Source organism: Pseudomonas sp. Z4-20, assembly GCF_051131955.1.
Lineage (GTDB): Bacteria > Pseudomonadota > Gammaproteobacteria > Pseudomonadales > Pseudomonadaceae > Aquipseudomonas > Aquipseudomonas marvdashtae.
Map to the genome: position 1 here is coordinate 4875499 of NZ_CP071641.1, position 15028 is coordinate 4890526.

Sequence of the window (15028 nt, forward strand, 5' to 3'; positions counted from 1 at the left end):
ATCCAAACCGAACACCTATTGCCAACTTACGACTTGCAATACACACACCCTCGCCACTTAAAGAAAACCCATTAACATTCGATTCCCATTCAACTAGCCAGAAAGGAATCGATGGCCAATGGACAATAAACCTTTTGAAGCAACACTCAGGATGTTTGATGCTCACGTCAACTTGCTTGAAATACTGCACGGTCAACCGACCCTGGCCACCGTCAGCGCATTCAGCGGTGGTTTCTACAGCGGCAGGCCGCAAACCCATGACCACTCCAACCTGCTAGGCATGAGGCCCAAAGGCCAAGGCATTACCGCCGCAGCCCTGACGTTACAGTTTCGCCCCGCCGCGGGTGGCTATAATCTGGTTATAAAAAATACTGGCAAACATCACGACAAGTTCATCAGCCAAAGCTGGTTGGAAGTATTTGGCGCCAAGGGCCCAGACACCAAGGATCCAACAGTGTTTACCCTCTTGGATCATCAGAACCGAACGATCACTCGGGAAAACATTACCGCCGCGCACTTACCTGTCTCGTTAAGGACACAGAACAATCACTATATAGGCGCCTTAAAGGTGCGCGGCTCGCCTTATCTTTACCTGGCTGAGACAGAAGAAAAATCCAAGATAACGTTTATCCTGAGTCTTCTTTAACAAAGGTGGTACAGCGGCGACGTGTGGCCGCCCAGCCGCTGTATCAAGGCAAGTCCGTGGGACATCTTCAGTCAAAGCAGCGCGGCTTCGAAACCCGCGCGAATTTTCTCTTCGGGCAGCTCATCGGCAATGAATACGATCACGCTCTCCCGGGTTTCGCCCGGGGCCCATTCGGTATCCCAGTCGAAACCGTACAGCTTGAGTACCCCTTGGAATACCAACCGACGGGGTTCACCTGCGATGTTCAGCACGCCCTTGTAGCGCAGCAACTGCTTGCCGTGTTCTTCGAGCAATTGGTTCATGAACTCGCTGAGCTTGTCGATATCCAGCGCCTTGTCGGTGCGCAGCACCAGGCTGCTGATGCGGTCACCCGTCGTTGCCTTGCCCACCGGACGAAGACTGAACCCGGCGCCCAGGTCCGCGTTGAGATTGAATCCTCGGATGTCGAGCAGTTCGGCGAGGTCGATGTTACCGTGTTCTACGACCCGGATCGGCGCCCGTCGGTTAATGCGCGTCAACCGCTCGCCAAGTGCCGTGACCTGAGCCGCATCCACCAGATCGGTCTTGCTCAGGAGCAGCCGGTCGGCAAATCCGACCTGGGCCTGGGCGATGGCCTGGGTCAGGTGGATTTCGGCGTGGGCGGCGTCCACCAAAGTCAGAATGCCGTCGAGGATATAGCGTTCGCGCAGATCCTCGTCGATGAAAAAGGTCTGGGCCACGGGTGCCGGGTCGGCCAGTCCCGTGCATTCGATCACCAGGCGATCAAAGTGGATTTGCCCGCTGTCCAGCTGTTCCAGCAGTAAATAAAGGGCCTTGGTCAGGTCGGTGTGAATCGTGCAGCAGACACAACCGTTGGCCAGGGTCATGACTTGCACCGGCTCGTCACCCAGTAGCTGGGTGTCGATCCCGGCGTCGCTGAATTCGTTTTCGATCACAGCGATTTTCAGGCCGTGCTCGGCCTTGAGCAGATGTCGCAGCAACGTGGTCTTGCCCGCACCGAGGAAGCCGCTGAGGATCGTGACCGGGATGGGAGAGGACAAACTGGATCTCCTGTTCAGAAATTAATCAAGGGGCACAAAACAACTGTGGGAGCGAACAGTTCGCTCCCACAGTCATCACCTCAACTCAACAACACTTGGGCCCACCCTTGCCACCGTAACGGGCCTCCTGGCGTTCGCGGAAGAACGCCTCGTAGTCCATCAGCGGTTTATCCGGGTGCTTGGTTTGCATGTGCTCGACGTAGTTGTCGTAGTCGGGCATGCCGACCATCAGGCGCGCGGCCTGACCGAGGTATTTACCGAGGCGACTCAAGTCATTGAACATCGTTGCAATCCTCGATCAAGCGTCCGGCAGGGCCTGGAATGGCGCTTCTTTGTCCGTGCGTTCTTTCGTGCCCCAGGCGGCGATGCCGACCTTGAGCGCGTAGAACAGGATGCTGAAGACCACGAACAGGAACAACACCGTCAGCGTTGCGTTGGTGTAGGCGTTGAACACCACGTGCTGCATCTGCTCGATGCTCTTGGCCGGGGCCAGGATCTGGCCGGCGGCCAGGGCATCGTTGTATTTGCGCGCCAGGGCCAGGAAGCCGATCGCCGGGTTGGCGTCGAACAGCTTGATCAGGCCTGCGGTGGTGGTGCAGATCAACAGCCAGCTCGCCGGCAACAGCGTGACCCAGACGTAGCGCTGGCGCTTCATCTTGATCAGCACCACGGTGGCGAGCATCAGCGCGATACCGGCCAGCATCTGGTTGGAGATGCCGAACAGCGGCCACAAGGTGTTGATGCCGCCCAGCGGATCGATCACGCCCTGGTACAGCAAGTAACCCCACAGCGCGACGCAGCCGGCGGTGGCGATCAGGTTGGCGGTCCACGATTCGGTGCGCTTGAGGGCCGGCACGAACGAGCCGAGCAGATCCTGCAGCATGAACCGTCCGGCACGGGTGCCGGCGTCCACTGCCGTCAGAATGAACAGCGCTTCGAACAGGATCGCGAAGTGGTACCAGAACGCCATGGTGTTCTCACCCGGCAACACCGAGTGCAGGATCTGCGCGATACCCACCGCCAGGGTCGGCGCACCGCCGGCGCGGGCCAGGATGGTGGTCTCGCCGATGTCCTTGGCCACCGCTTGCAGCGCCTCGGGGGTGATTGCAAAGCCCCAGCCGCTGATGGTTTGCGCCACGGCCACCACGTCACCGCCGACGATCGCCGCCGGACTGTTCATGGCGAAGTACACGCCCGGCTCGATCACCGAGGCGGCGACCATCGCCATGATCGCCACGAAGGACTCCATCAGCATGCCGCCGTAGCCGATGTAGCGCGCGTTGGTTTCGTTATCCAGCAGCTTGGGCGTGGTGCCCGAGGAGATCAGCGCATGGAAGCCCGAGACCGCGCCGCAGGCGATGGTGATGAACAGGAACGGGAACAGACCGCCCTTCCACACCGGTCCCGTGCCGTCGGTGAACTGGGTCAGCGCCGGCATTTTCAGCTCGGGCATGGTGACCAGAATGCCGATCGCCAGGGCGATGATGGTACCGATCTTGAGGAAGGTCGACAGGTAGTCCCGTGGCGCCAGGATCAGCCACACCGGCAGCACCGCGGCGACAAAACCGTAGCCGATCAGCATCCAGGTGATCTGGATCCCGGTAAAGGTGAAGGCCTTGGCCCAGACCGGATCGGCGGCAATCTGCCCGCCCAGCCAGATCGAACCCAGCAGCAACAGCACGCCGATGATCGAGATTTCACCAATGCGGCCCGGGCGGATGTAGCGCATGTAGATGCCCATGAACATCGCGATCGGGATGGTCGCCATCACCGTGAAGATGCCCCATGGGCTCTCGGCCAGGGCCTTGACCACGATCAGCGCCAGCACCGCGAGGATGATGATCATGATCAGGAAGCAGCCGAACAGCGCGATGGTGCCGGGGATGCGGCCCATTTCCTCGCGCACCATGTCGCCCAGGGAGCGACCGTTGCGGCGGGTCGACAGGAACAGGACCATGAAGTCCTGCACCGCACCGGCCAGCACCACGCCGGCGATCAGCCAGAGCGTGCCGGGCAGGTAGCCCATCTGCGCCGCCAGCACCGGCCCGACCAACGGCCCGGCGCCGGCAATGGCCGCGAAGTGATGGCCGAAGAGGATGTGTTTGTTGGTCGGGACATAGTCCAGGCCATCGTTGTTGAGCACGGCGGGCGTGGCCCGGCGCGCATCGAGTTGCATCACGTTGTTGGCGATGAAGAGGCTGTAGTAGCGGTAGGCGACCAGGTAAATGGCCACGGCCGCGACGACGATCCAGAGGGCGTTGATCGGCTCTCCGCGGCGCAAGGCGACGACGCCCAGGGCGCACGCCCCTACGACGGCCAGCAGTAGCCAGGGTATATGGCGTAGCAGGCTATTATTGTTGTTCATTTTTATATTCCAGCCAGGTTGGACAGAAAGACAGACAGCCGGAGTTTAGCGCTAACAGGCGTAAAGGCCATACCCCGACATTCGTCTGTCACCGGCCGGACGGGCACGATGGCCTGCCCATAGGGTCTATAGTCAGTGAATCTCCAGAGGGAATACGTAATGAGCGAACGCCGCCGCTTCGTACGAATCGAGTTCCATGCCAAGACCGAACTGAGCCAAGGGCCGTTCATCTGGCCGGTAAAGCTGCTGGATTTGTCCCTCAAGGGGCTACTGATCGAAAAGCCCGAACCCTGGCTCGGCAAACCCGAAGAGCCGTTCATGGCCGACATACATCTAAGCCCTGAAGCTGAAGTCAAGATGGAGGTCCGGTTGACTCACGACGACCATGGCCACTTGGGTTTCGTCTGCGAACACATCGACTTGGATTCCATTGCACACTTGCGCCGATTGGTAGAGCTCAACCTGGCCGACCATGACGAGCTGGAGCGGGAGCTGGGGGCGTTGATCCAGATCTGAAACCCTGCCACAGCCCCTGACATGCACGATCCCAGTCATGTGCACGATCCCCTGTGGCGAGGGAGCTTGCTCCCGCTGGGCTGCGTAGCAGCCCCAAAAGCAGCGACTCACATCAACTGACACACCGAGATGCAGATTTCAGGTCTGCTGCGCAGCCCAGCGGGAGCAAGCTCCCTCGCCACAAAGGCCTGCACCAGCCTCCGGGACTACTCGAACAACGCATCCAACGCTTGTTCCAGCCGCGTCACGGCAATGATCTGCAACCCCGCCGGAGCCTCCTTCGGCGCATTGCCCTTGGGCACGATGGCGCGCTTGAAGCCATGCTTGGCCGCTTCCTTGAGCCGCTCCTGCCCACTAGGCACCGGTCGGACTTCGCCTGACAACCCGACTTCGCCAAACACCAGCAAATCATGGGGTAGCGGCCGATTGCGCAAACTGGACATGACCGCCGCCATCAACGCCAGGTCAGAGGCGGTTTCCAGCACTTTGACGCCGCCCACGACGTTGAGGAAAACATCTTGGTCATGGGTAGGAATCCCACCGTGCCGGTGCAGGACGGCCAGCAGCATGGCCAGCCGGTTCTGATCCAGGCCCAGGGTGACGCGACGTGGGTTCGCCAAGTGGCTGTCATCCACCAGCGCCTGGACTTCCACCAACATGGGCCGAGTCCCTTCCCACGTGGCCATGACGACGCTGCCTGGCACTTCTTCCTGGGCCCGCGTCAGAAAAATCGCCGAAGGGTTGGAGACTTCTTTCAGGCCTTTATCGGTCATGCCGAACACGCCCAGTTCGTTGACCGCACCGAAGCGATTCTTCACCGCCCGCAATAACCGCAGGCGACCATCGGATTCGCCTTCGAAATACAACACGGTATCAACCATGTGCTCCAGCACCCGAGGGCCTGCCAGCGCACCTTCCTTGGTGACATGGCCCACCAGGAAAATCGCCGTGCCGCTCTGCTTGGCATAGCGCACCAGCAGCGCCGCGCTTTCGCGTACTTGGGACACGCCGCCCGGGGCCGATTGAAGCTGTTCGGTGAAAATCGTCTGGATCGAATCGATCACCATGACCTTGGGCTTTTCCAGGCGGGCCGTGGCGATGATGGTTTCGATGCAGGTTTCGGTCATGACCCGCAACTGATCCTGGGGCAATCCCAGGCGACGTGCGCGCATCGCGACCTGTTGCTGGGATTCCTCGCCGGTGACGTACAACGCCGGCATACGCGTGGCCAGGCTGCACAAGGTTTGCAACAGGATGGTCGATTTGCCGATGCCCGGGTCTCCGCCAATCAACACCACCGAGCCATCCACCAGGCCACCGCCCAGCACCCGGTCCAATTCGCCGGAGGCCGTTGAAAAGCGCGGGATTTCTTCGACGCTGACTTCGGCCAGGGTCTTGATCTGCGCCTGTTGGCCAGCCCAGCCCGTGCGCCCGGTAGGCGCCGCTGCCCCGCCGCTTTCCACCATGGTTTCGGTCAGGGTGTTCCAGGCACCGCATTCACTGCACTGGCCGGCCCATTTGGGAAAGGTCGAGCCACACTCGGTGCAGCCGTACATGCGCTTTGCCTTGGCCATCTGACCTCCGGGTAAAACCGCGATGATAGCCTAGCCTGGCTTCACTGCGGGGCCGGCATTCTGATTTCACCCCTGGCCAGATCCGTCGCGGTATTGCCCAACCGATCCCTGGCTTCCAGATCGGCACCCTTTGCCCTCAAGGCGTCAAGCAACTCGCCACGCTTGAACAGACCGGCATACATCGCGGCGGTCTGCCCAGCACCGTTGCGCTGGTCCGGGCTGCAATCGGTGGACAACAGACGACGCGCGATCTGCACCTCGCCCTTGAAGATGGCCCCCATCAAGGCGGTGTTGCCGCGCTTGTCCTGGGCACAGGCATCCGCACCAGCGGCCAACAACCGCTCCACGGCGCGAGCATGGCCGTGATAAGCCGCCAGGATCAATGCGGTGTAGCCCTTCTCATCCCGGGTGTCGAGGGAGTAGCCGGCCTCGATGAAGGTATCGAGCACCGGCACGTCGCCCCGTCGAGCGGCGTCAAAATAATAGGTTTGCAATTGCTCCTGTACCGCAGCCGGATCGGCAACTACAGGCAGTTCTGCCAACGCATTCAATGACCACGCCGCGAGCATCGAAAAAAGCAATTTGTGCATCATGGCCTCTCCTTAATGACACAGAACTGCGGGAGCCGAGCCAACCCGACCCCCGCAAGAGGCATCAGTCGCTCAGTTTCTCGGCCAGCGCCTTGACCCGCACCAGATCGCCTTTGGCAACACGTGCCACGCCAGTGCCGTATTCAGGATCAGCCTTGTAGAGGAACGACAGGATGATGTGCTTGCTCTCGTCATCGGTGGTCGCCAGCGAGCCACCGAAGCTTTCGATCAAATCATTGCGCTCCTTCTGGTTGAACGAACGATACAGATCGCCGGCCTGCTTGAAGTTCTGCTCACGCTGGATTTTCGCCTGCTGGGTGCTGCCGCTCAGCGCTGCCTGGCTATAACGTGCCGCTGGCTGTTCTTCCCGTGGCATCAAACGGCTCGGCTGATAATTCACGCCGCTACTGGTGCCGCCGAAATTCATCGCGCCGTCCTGGTTGCCATTGTTCACTGCAACCTTGGGGGCGTTGATCGGCAATTGCAGGGCATTCGGCCCGACCCGGTACATTTGCGTATCGGCATATGAGAACACCCGGCCTTGCAACAGGCGATCCTCCGAAGGCTCGATACCCGGAACCAGATTGGCCGGTGCCATCGCCACCTGTTCGGTTTCCTGGAAAACATTTGCCGGGTTGCGATTCAAGACCATTTGTCCGACTTTGCGCTCAGGTACATCCGGCCAGATCTTGGTCGCGTCCAACGGGTCGAAGTCGAACGTGGACAAGTCCTGCGGCTTGAGGACTTGTACGTACAAATCCCACTTTGGAAAGTCGCCCTTGTTGATGTGACTGACCAAGTCGTGGGTCATGTGGCTGTAATCCTGGCCCTGAACTTTCACAACTTCTTTCGGATCGAGGTTTTTCAGCCCCTGCAAGCTTTTCCAATGAAACTTCACGTAACTGACTTCGCCTTTGGCGTTGATCAGTTTGTAAGCGTGTACGCCGTTACCGTCCATCTCGCGATAACTGGCTGGTGTACCGGAGTTCGAATACAACTCGGTCAGTGTGCGGGTCGCTTCCGGGACATGGGAAAAGAAGTCGAAACGTCGGGAGTCATCATCCAAGTTAGTCCGCGGGTCGGGCTTGAACGCATGGACCATGTCGGGAAACTTGATGGCGTCGCGAATGAAAAATGTCGGGAAGTTATTGCCTACCAGGTCCCAATTACCGTCCGCCGTATAGAACTTGGTGGCGAAGCCGCGAGGGTCTCGCAACGTCTCCGGAGAATGATTGCCATGCACGACGGCGGAGAAACGCACGAACACCGGCGTGACCTGGCCTGCGGCGAAGACCTTGGCCTTGGTCAGGTCGCTCAGGTCATTGGAAACCGTAAACTCGCCATGGGCACCGGTGCCACGGGCGTGCACGACGCGCTCGGGGATCCGCTCACGATCGAAGCGCTGGAGTTTCTGGATCAATTGCACATCCTGCAACAGCGTCGGGCCATTGGGGCCGGCGGTCTGCGAGTTCTGGTTGTCGCCCACCGCAGCACCGTTGTCACGGGTCAGGGTGGCGGCATTGACGGACAGGGAAAGCAGGCTGGCGGTCAGCACAACGAGGGCATGGCGATTGGAAAAAGCGCCGAGGCCAAGGGAAGTGTTCATTGGAATTTTCCTCTGATTTTATAAAGCGCATCCATGTGCGCCCTTCAGAGGCTAGTGCTGTAAAAACCAAAACCTAAATAGAAATACCGTACCGTCTTGATAGAAAAAACGATGTAGGGAATCGGCCAGAAACCGCGTATCACGCGCGATTGGTGGCACTTTGTAAACTTTTTACGGGGAGCCGGGTCGATAACAGGCAAGCTTTGTAAGCAGGCATGTCGAGCGAGACCCGTTTAGCTGACTTACACTGCCGGAATCAATCTCATCTGTCACAAGGAACAACTCATGGGCGTGCTAAGCGAGTTCAAGGCCTTCGCGGTCAAAGGCAATGTCGTCGACATGGCCGTCGGGATCATTATCGGTGCCGCTTTTGGCAAGATTGTTTCGTCATTTGTTGGCGATGTGGTCATGCCACCACTCGGCCTGTTGATCGGCGGAGTGGATTTCAGTGATCTGGCTATCACACTCAAGGCCGCCCAGGGCGATACGCCTGCGGTAATGCTGGCCTATGGCAAATTCATCCAAACGATGGTGGACTTCATCATCGTCGCTTTCGCCATTTTCATGGGTGTCAAGGCCATCAACCGTCTCAAGCGCGAAGAGGCCGTCGCTCCGAGCGCGCCCCCTGTTCCCTCCAAGGAAGAACAACTGCTGAGCGAGATCCGCGATCTGCTCAAGGCCCAGAACGAACGGCCCTGACCCTTGGCGCGTAGATAATGGCGCCACGGGGCGCCATTTCTACCAGTAGTTTTCCACTGCCACTTGGCCCGGCCGACGGGTGAGACTCAGGCGCAACCCCCTGGTCTTTAGCAACTGGCGCGTGTCGTCGATCATTTGCGGGTTGCCGCATAACATGACCCGCGAATGCTCTGGCGTTAGCGCGACGCCGGCGGCCTGTTCCAGCTCGCCATTTTCAATCAGCGTGGTAATGCGTCCACTGAGGGCGCCCGGATACTGCTCACGGGTGACCGTCGCAATAAAGCGCAATTTATGGGCGTACTCAGCCAAGTAGTCTCGCCGGGCCAATCCTTCGATCAGCTCTTGATACGCCAGCTCCCGCGCTTCGCGAACGCTATAGACCAGGATAATTCGCTCGAATTTTTCCCAAACCTCAAAGTCCTGCAATATCGAGAGAAACGGCGCGACGCCCGTCCCCGTGGACAACAGCCACAAATCGCGACCGTCGACAAAACGGTCCAATGTCAGGTAACCGAAGGCTTGGCGGTCCACCAGCAAACTGTCCCCCGGCTTCAAGCGGCTAAGCTCGCTGGTGAACTCACCGTCCGGCACCACGATGGAAAAGAACTCGAGAAATTCGTCGAACGGCGAAGACACCATGGAATAGGCGCGCCAGACGGTAGAACCGTCCGGCTTGACGACACCCAGCCGGGCAAACTGACCGGCCCGGAAACGAAAGCCACGATCCCGAGTGGTCCGCAATGTAAACAAGTGCGACGTCAACGGTTGCACGTCGATCAGCGTCTGGCGGGTGAACTTTTCCGTATTGTCGGTCATGAGGCACTCCAATAAGACAAGAACATCAGTGTCCCGCAAAGTAAGCCCATTAACCACCGGCGACGAATGATGGCGTAGCGCCACACTTTCAAAACCTGGCACGGCAAACTTCTACAAAACAAGAATGGTTGTATCGGAAAGCAACTAGCAAAAGCCTTTCTCAATAACCAAACTCCTAATACAACCGAAAAAAATCTAACTGCATGTTAGGAATAGTCCTACACTCATTTTCGCGTGACCGAATTGGATCCACGTTCCTTAATTCACCCCAAGGAGAGCGCAATGGACGTGTGGAAGGATGCGCAACTACGGAAGCTGTCGTGTGAAAAGGACTTGCAACGAGCCTATCGCCTGGTACTGGATTTTTTTAATTTTCAGGGGTTTGAATACTGCGCCTTTGTTGCGCATTCGACTCTGCCTGAGCAACCTACCAGCAAGATAAACCTCAATAACTACCCTTATGGGTGGGAAAGACTCTATGAACGAAAGGGTTATGCTTCCACCGACCCAATAGTGGCTCATTGCAACCAATCCTCAGTGCCCGTTCTGTGGAGCGAACAGGTTTTTTCCGAGGCCCCACAGTTATGGCGAGAACTCAATCGCCAAGGCCTCAGGCATGGCTGGACCCAAGCGGTTCATGACGAACACGGCGCCCACTATAGTTTGTTCAGTCTTGCCAGGACTCATTGCCGTATCGATGCCGACGAGCATTACGGAAATCTTGGCTATGCCATTTTTGCCAGCCAAAGGTTGCATGCATTGGCGGGCAAGAAGCTGTCTGGCGCAATGGCGCCGCCACAGGTCTGTCATCTCTCGCCCCGTGAGATAGAAGTGTTGAGATGGTCCGCCGAAGGGAAGACCGCGTCGGAAGTCGGCAGGATCCTATGCCTTTCCGAACGCACCGTGAATTTCCACGTATGCAGCTGCATGCGAAAACTGAACGTGACCAACAAGATCTCGGCGGTGGCCAAAGCGGCCCACATCCATATGATTTAGTAGCGAAGCAAGATCGCCTATCTGAAAAACCCACGAGTAATACCTGATAAAAAAACGTACCATTTACGGCCCACTTGAATGATGACGTGCGAAGCACGCGACGCAGTTCATTCAGGCGGTCCCGCTGACAAGCCTGCCCCAGGGCAGCGGGACATCCGTTGATTTGCCAGAGTCCCAGCCATGCCCTTGCTCGACAGCCCCTTCGCCCAACTCGACCTGATCCGCCAGCCCGAACAGCCGAACGAACCCCTGCAAGCCTTTGATGCGGCCGATGAATACCTGCTTGCGTTTCTGGCCGAACAACAACCGAGCGCGCAGTCCCGAGTGTTGGTACTCAATGATGGCTTCGGCGCCCTCGCGGCCAGCCTGGTGGGCAAGGTCAAGGTCACCAGCAGCGGCGACTCGTTCCTGGCACTGCAGGCGCTGGAAAAAAACCTGGTGCGCAACAGCCTGCCCTTCGACGCGATACCGATCGTGCCAGCCAGCGAACCGCTGACAGGCCCCTTTGACCGGGTCCTGATCAAAGTCCCTAAAACCCTGGCGCTACTAGAGGAACAACTGATCCGCCTACAAGGGCAACTGGCTCCAGGCGCGCAAGTCATTGCAGCCGCCATGGTCAAGCATTTGCCACGGGCCGCAGGCGACCTGCTGGAACGCTACATCGGGACGGTGCAGGCCTCATTGGCGGTAAAAAAGGCCCGTCTGTTGATTGCCACGCCTCAAGCCATGACGCCGGCCGTCTCCCCCTATCCGACTCGCTACTGGCTGGACGAGCCGAAGATCGAATTGCTCAACCATGCCAACGTGTTCTGTCGTGAAGGGCTGGACATCGGCACTCGCGCCTTCCTGCCGCACTTGCCAACAAACCTCGGCACAGCCCGCGTCGCGGACCTGGGCTGCGGCAACGGTGTGCTGGCAATCGCCAGCGCATTGCACAACCCCGAAGCTCACTACACGCTGGTGGACGAGTCGTACATGGCCATCCAATCGGCCGCCGAAAACTGGCAAGCAGCCCTGGGCGAGCGCGAAGTGACCCTGCGGGCCGGCGATGGGCTCGCCGGACAAGAGCCGCAATCGCTGGATGTAGTGCTGTGCAACCCTCCGTTCCACCAGCAGCAGGTAGTGGGCGATTTCCTCGCCTGGAGGATGTTCCAGCAAGCTCGCGAAGCGTTGGTGGTCGGCGGCGCCCTATACATCGTCGGCAACCGTCACCTGGGCTACCACAGCAAGCTGGCGCGGCTCTTTCGCGGCGTCGAGCAGGTGGCGGCGACGCCGAAATTCGTGATCCTCAAAGCCCGCAAATAATTCATCCCAAAAAAAGCCCTCCCTTTTCAGGAGGGCGTAAACCGTGCCGCAAGGCAACGGGATGGGAAATCAGTGGGTGGTCAGCCCGGCGGCGTTCATGAACATCCGCATCAGGCTGGCGATGATGAACAGTGCCAGCACGCTACCGGCCCATATCGCCACCAGCCAACCGAGCCGCTGCCATAACGGTTTTTTTTCAGCGGCCTCGATGTCTTTCAAGTCAGGCTTGGCCATTCTCGGCACCTCGCAGGTCGATCAATGGTAGCCGTCATCATGAGTCACCTTTCCCCGGAACACGTAGTAGCTCCAGAAGGTGTACACCAGGATCAACGGAATGATGAACAGCGTACCGACCAGCATGAAACCCTGGCTCTGTGGCGGTGACGCGGCGTCCCAGATCGAGATGGACGGCGGCACGATGTTCGGCCACAGGCTGATGCCCAGGCCGCTATAGCCGAGGAAGATCAACACCAGGGTCAGGATGAACGGCGTGTAGTTGGCGTTGCGGGCCACGGCGCGGAACAGCCCGTACATGGTCACCAACACCAGGATCGGCACCGGCAGGAACCAGAACAGGTTCGGCAAGGTGAACCAGCGCGCCGCGATGTCGGCGTGGGCCAGCGGCGTCCAGATACTGACGATGCCGATCACGGCCAGCACCACGAATGCCAGTGGCCTGGCCAGGTCGTGCATCTGCTCTTGCAGCTTGCCTTCGGTCTTCATGATCAGCCAGGTACAGCCGAGCAAGGCATAGGCGGCAATCAGCGCGAGACCGCAGAACATCGTGAATGGCGTGAACCAATCCAGCGAGCCGCCGGCGAATTGGCGATTGACCACCTCGAAGCCATCGATGAAGGCTCCCAGCGCGACGCCCTGGAAGAAGGTTGCCGTCAGCGAACCGCCGATGAACGCCTTGTCCCACAAGTGCCGCTTCTCGGCCTTGGCCTTGAAGCGGAACTCGAAGGCCACGCCGCGGAAAATCAGGCCGATGAGCATCAGGATCAGCGGCAGGTACAACGCCGAAAGCACCACCGAATAAGCCAGCGGAAACGCCCCGAACAGCCCGGCACCGCCGAGCACCAGCCAGGTTTCGTTACCGTCCCAGACCGGCGCGACGGTATTCATCATCACATCGCGATCACGCTCGCCCTTGACGAAGGGAAAGAGGATGCCGATACCCAGGTCGAAGCCGTCCATGATCACGTACATCATGATGCCGAAGATGATGACCACGGCCCAGATCAGCGGAAGATCTATTCCCATGACTCAATTCCCCTTGTGCGAGCTGTCGTTGTGGTCCACTTCGTCGTCGCCTTCGTTGGCCGCCGACAATGGACGGGCCGGGGTGCGTTTCTGGCCCGGGCCACCGTCACTCGGCTCGGTTTCGTGGGCCACCGGGCCCTTGCGTACCAGGCGCAACATGTAGCTCAGCCCCGCACCGAACAGCGCGAAATACACCACCACGAACATGACGAGGGTGAAGCTCATCTGCGCAAAGCTGTGGCCAGACGATGCATCAGCCGTGCGCATCAAGCCGTAGACCACCCACGGCTGCCGACCGATCTCCGTGGTGAACCAGCCGGCCAGGATCGCGACCAGGCCGGACGGCCCCATCCACAGCACCAGGTGAAGGAACGGCCGCGATTGGTAGATCCGGTCCTTGCGGCGCAGCCAGAGGCTGCACAGGCCGGTGAAAATCATCAGCAGCCCCAGGCCAACCATGACCCGGAACGACCAGAACACGATGGTCGAATTCGGCCGATCCTCAGGCGGAAATTCCTTGAGGGCCGGCACTTGATCGGTCAACGAGTGAGTCAGGATCAGGCTGCCCAAGTAGGGAATTTCCACCGCGTATTTGGTTTCCTCCGCCTCCATGTCCGGCCAGCCGAACAGGATCAGCGGCGTGGGCTCATCGCCAACGTTTTCCCAGTGACCTTCGATCGCGGCGATTTTCGCCGGTTGATGCTTGAGCGTGTTGAGGCCATGGAAGTCACCGATGACCGCCTGCACCGGCGCCACCAGCAAGGCCATCCACATCGCCATCGAGAGCATGCGGCGAATGGCCGGATTGTCGCGCCCGCGCAGCAGATGCCAGGCCGCCGACGAACCGACGAAGAACGCCGTGGCGACGAATGCCGCGACGGACATGTGCAACAGACGATAAGGAAACGACGGATTGAACACCACCGCCAGCCAGTCCACCGGAATGACCCGGCCGTCGATGATTTCGTAGCCCTGCGGGGTTTGCATCCAGCTGTTGGAAGACAGGATCCAGAAGGTCGAGATCAGCGTTCCGATCGCCACCATGGCTGTGGAGAAAAAGTGCAAGCCACGACCCACTCGGTTCCAGCCGAACAGCATGACGCCAAGGAAACCGGCTTCGAGGAAGAACGCCGTGAGCACCTCATACGTCAGCAGGGGCCCGGTGACCGCACCGGCAAAGTCGGAAAAACGGCTCCAGTTGGTGCCGAACTGATAGGCCATGACCAGCCCGGACACCACGCCCATGCCGAAATTGACAGCGAAGATCTTCGACCAGAAGTGGTACAGGTCGCGGTACGTATCGTCGCGCGTCTTGAGCCACAAGCCTTCGAGTACCGCCAGGTAGCTCGCCAGGCCGATGGTGATGGCCGGGAACAGGATGTGGAACGAGATGGTGAACGCGAATTGGATTCGGGCGAGATCGAGCGCCTCCAAACCGAACATAAGTCTTCCTCTGTCAGGTAAAACCGGCTGCGGGCGGGGCTTGCATCACAGCCCCCAGGGATATGGAGTGCGATGCTTTTCAAATCGTTCTTTTTAAACCGTCACGACGCAGGACTTTTGACCGTATGGCCACCAGGCACAACGCCCGGAAGGCATTGATCTGGATCAA

Annotated in this window: 15 protein-coding genes; 5 read left to right on the forward strand and 10 right to left on the reverse strand. The window is 59.2% G+C overall.

Going from position 1 to position 15028, the window contains the following annotated elements; translation table 11 throughout:
- Positions 1-118 precede the first annotated feature (118 nt).
- Entirely contained in the window at positions 119-646 is a 528-nt protein-coding gene (locus tag J3P82_RS22390) for a hypothetical protein (RefSeq protein ID WP_434558714.1), read from the forward strand.
- A gap of 71 nt (positions 647-717) precedes the next feature.
- Here J3P82_RS22390 and yjiA read toward each other — a convergent pair whose 3' ends face one another.
- The 3 genes from yjiA to J3P82_RS22405 form a co-directional block, all read right to left on the reverse strand.
- Positions 718-1686: a GTPase gene (yjiA, locus tag J3P82_RS22395; RefSeq protein WP_434558715.1), complete on the reverse strand. Its 969-nt coding sequence runs from the start codon at positions 1684-1686 to the stop codon at positions 718-720.
- A gap of 85 nt (positions 1687-1771) precedes the next feature.
- Positions 1772-1969 carry a YbdD/YjiX family protein gene (locus J3P82_RS22400; RefSeq protein WP_003201656.1) on the reverse strand — a complete coding sequence of 66 codons (198 nt, stop codon included), beginning with the start codon at positions 1967-1969 and terminating at the stop codon, positions 1772-1774.
- 15 nt (positions 1970-1984) lie between these two features.
- A complete protein-coding gene (locus tag J3P82_RS22405; RefSeq protein WP_434558716.1) occupies positions 1985-4051 on the reverse strand; it encodes a carbon starvation CstA family protein in 2067 nt (688 codons plus the stop codon).
- Positions 4052-4210: 159 nt separating this feature from the next.
- Between J3P82_RS22405 and J3P82_RS22410 the strand changes: the two genes are divergently transcribed.
- Complete coding sequence (locus J3P82_RS22410; protein WP_186638748.1) at positions 4211-4567, forward strand: PilZ domain-containing protein; 357 nt, start codon at positions 4211-4213, stop codon at positions 4565-4567.
- A 206-nt stretch (positions 4568-4773) separates the two neighbouring features.
- Here the strand turns inward: J3P82_RS22410 and radA are convergent, their stop codons facing one another.
- From radA to J3P82_RS22425, 3 genes are all read right to left on the reverse strand, one after another.
- The gene (radA, locus tag J3P82_RS22415; protein ID WP_434558717.1) at positions 4774-6141 is read right to left on the reverse strand and encodes a DNA repair protein RadA; all 1368 of its coding nucleotides are present in this window, start codon (positions 6139-6141) and stop codon (positions 4774-4776) included.
- 41 nt (positions 6142-6182) lie between these two features.
- Entirely contained in the window at positions 6183-6731 is a 549-nt protein-coding gene (locus J3P82_RS22420; protein ID WP_434563933.1) for an ankyrin repeat domain-containing protein, read from the reverse strand.
- Between the two features lie 64 nt (positions 6732-6795).
- Positions 6796-8337 carry a catalase gene (locus J3P82_RS22425; RefSeq protein ID WP_434558718.1) on the reverse strand — a complete coding sequence of 514 codons (1542 nt, stop codon included), beginning with the start codon at positions 8335-8337 and terminating at the stop codon, positions 6796-6798.
- A gap of 285 nt (positions 8338-8622) precedes the next feature.
- Between J3P82_RS22425 and mscL the strand changes: the two genes are divergently transcribed.
- Positions 8623-9036, forward strand: coding sequence for a large-conductance mechanosensitive channel protein MscL (mscL, locus tag J3P82_RS22430; RefSeq protein ID WP_186638739.1), 414 nt, complete (start codon positions 8623-8625; stop codon positions 9034-9036).
- A 39-nt stretch (positions 9037-9075) separates the two neighbouring features.
- Here mscL and J3P82_RS22435 read toward each other — a convergent pair whose 3' ends face one another.
- Positions 9076-9852, reverse strand: a complete 777-nt coding sequence (locus J3P82_RS22435; RefSeq protein ID WP_434558719.1) for a ferredoxin--NADP reductase — start codon at positions 9850-9852, stop codon at positions 9076-9078.
- Between the two features lie 282 nt (positions 9853-10134).
- Here J3P82_RS22435 and J3P82_RS22440 point away from each other — a divergent pair, with 282 nt between their 5' ends.
- Both J3P82_RS22440 and J3P82_RS22445 read left to right on the forward strand, forming a co-directional pair.
- Positions 10135-10848 (forward strand): autoinducer binding domain-containing protein, encoded by a 714-nt coding sequence (locus J3P82_RS22440; RefSeq protein WP_434558720.1) that lies wholly within the window; start codon positions 10135-10137, stop codon positions 10846-10848.
- Positions 10849-11028: 180 nt separating this feature from the next.
- Positions 11029-12153 (forward strand): methyltransferase, encoded by a 1125-nt coding sequence (locus J3P82_RS22445; protein ID WP_434558721.1) that lies wholly within the window; start codon positions 11029-11031, stop codon positions 12151-12153.
- 69 nt (positions 12154-12222) lie between these two features.
- On the opposite strand, the gene J3P82_RS22450 is transcribed toward J3P82_RS22445, so the two are convergent.
- From J3P82_RS22450 to J3P82_RS22460, 3 genes are read right to left on the reverse strand one after another with little or no spacing between them, the layout of a single operon-like run.
- Positions 12223-12387: a DUF2474 domain-containing protein gene (locus J3P82_RS22450; RefSeq protein WP_434558722.1), complete on the reverse strand. Its 165-nt coding sequence runs from the start codon at positions 12385-12387 to the stop codon at positions 12223-12225.
- A 21-nt stretch (positions 12388-12408) separates the two neighbouring features.
- Positions 12409-13416 carry a cytochrome d ubiquinol oxidase subunit II gene (gene cydB, locus J3P82_RS22455; RefSeq protein ID WP_186610887.1) on the reverse strand — a complete coding sequence of 336 codons (1008 nt, stop codon included), beginning with the start codon at positions 13414-13416 and terminating at the stop codon, positions 12409-12411.
- Positions 13417-13419: 3 nt separating this feature from the next.
- Positions 13420-14859 carry a cytochrome ubiquinol oxidase subunit I gene (locus J3P82_RS22460; RefSeq protein WP_434558723.1) on the reverse strand — a complete coding sequence of 480 codons (1440 nt, stop codon included), beginning with the start codon at positions 14857-14859 and terminating at the stop codon, positions 13420-13422.
- Between the last annotated feature and the right edge of the window lie 169 nt (positions 14860-15028).

Bases quoted from the DNA above. Each gene is read 5' to 3' on its own strand.
- J3P82_RS22440 (WP_434558720.1), top strand. From the start codon at position 10,135: ATGGACGTGTGGAAGGATGCGCAACTACGGAAGCTGTCGTGTGAAAAG.
- J3P82_RS22460 (WP_434558723.1), bottom strand. From the start codon at position 14,859: ATGTTCGGTTTGGAGGCGCTCGATCTCGCCCGAATCCAATTCGCGTTC.
- radA (WP_434558717.1), bottom strand. From the start codon at position 6,141: ATGGCCAAGGCAAAGCGCATGTACGGCTGCACCGAGTGTGGCTCGACC.
- J3P82_RS22410 (WP_186638748.1), top strand. From the start codon at position 4,211: ATGAGCGAACGCCGCCGCTTCGTACGAATCGAGTTCCATGCCAAGACC.
- J3P82_RS22420 (WP_434563933.1), bottom strand. From the start codon at position 6,731: ATGCACAAATTGCTTTTTTCGATGCTCGCGGCGTGGTCATTGAATGCG.
- J3P82_RS22445 (WP_434558721.1), top strand. From the start codon at position 11,029: ATGCCCTTGCTCGACAGCCCCTTCGCCCAACTCGACCTGATCCGCCAG.
- J3P82_RS22435 (WP_434558719.1), bottom strand. From the start codon at position 9,852: ATGACCGACAATACGGAAAAGTTCACCCGCCAGACGCTGATCGACGTG.
- J3P82_RS22405 (WP_434558716.1), bottom strand. From the start codon at position 4,051: ATGAACAACAATAATAGCCTGCTACGCCATATACCCTGGCTACTGCTG.
- J3P82_RS22425 (WP_434558718.1), bottom strand. From the start codon at position 8,337: ATGAACACTTCCCTTGGCCTCGGCGCTTTTTCCAATCGCCATGCCCTC.
- J3P82_RS22450 (WP_434558722.1), bottom strand. From the start codon at position 12,387: ATGGCCAAGCCTGACTTGAAAGACATCGAGGCCGCTGAAAAAAAACCG.
- J3P82_RS22400 (WP_003201656.1), bottom strand. From the start codon at position 1,969: ATGTTCAATGACTTGAGTCGCCTCGGTAAATACCTCGGTCAGGCCGCG.
- mscL (WP_186638739.1), top strand. From the start codon at position 8,623: ATGGGCGTGCTAAGCGAGTTCAAGGCCTTCGCGGTCAAAGGCAATGTC.
- J3P82_RS22390 (WP_434558714.1), top strand. From the start codon at position 119: ATGGACAATAAACCTTTTGAAGCAACACTCAGGATGTTTGATGCTCAC.
- cydB (WP_186610887.1), bottom strand. From the start codon at position 13,416: ATGGGAATAGATCTTCCGCTGATCTGGGCCGTGGTCATCATCTTCGGC.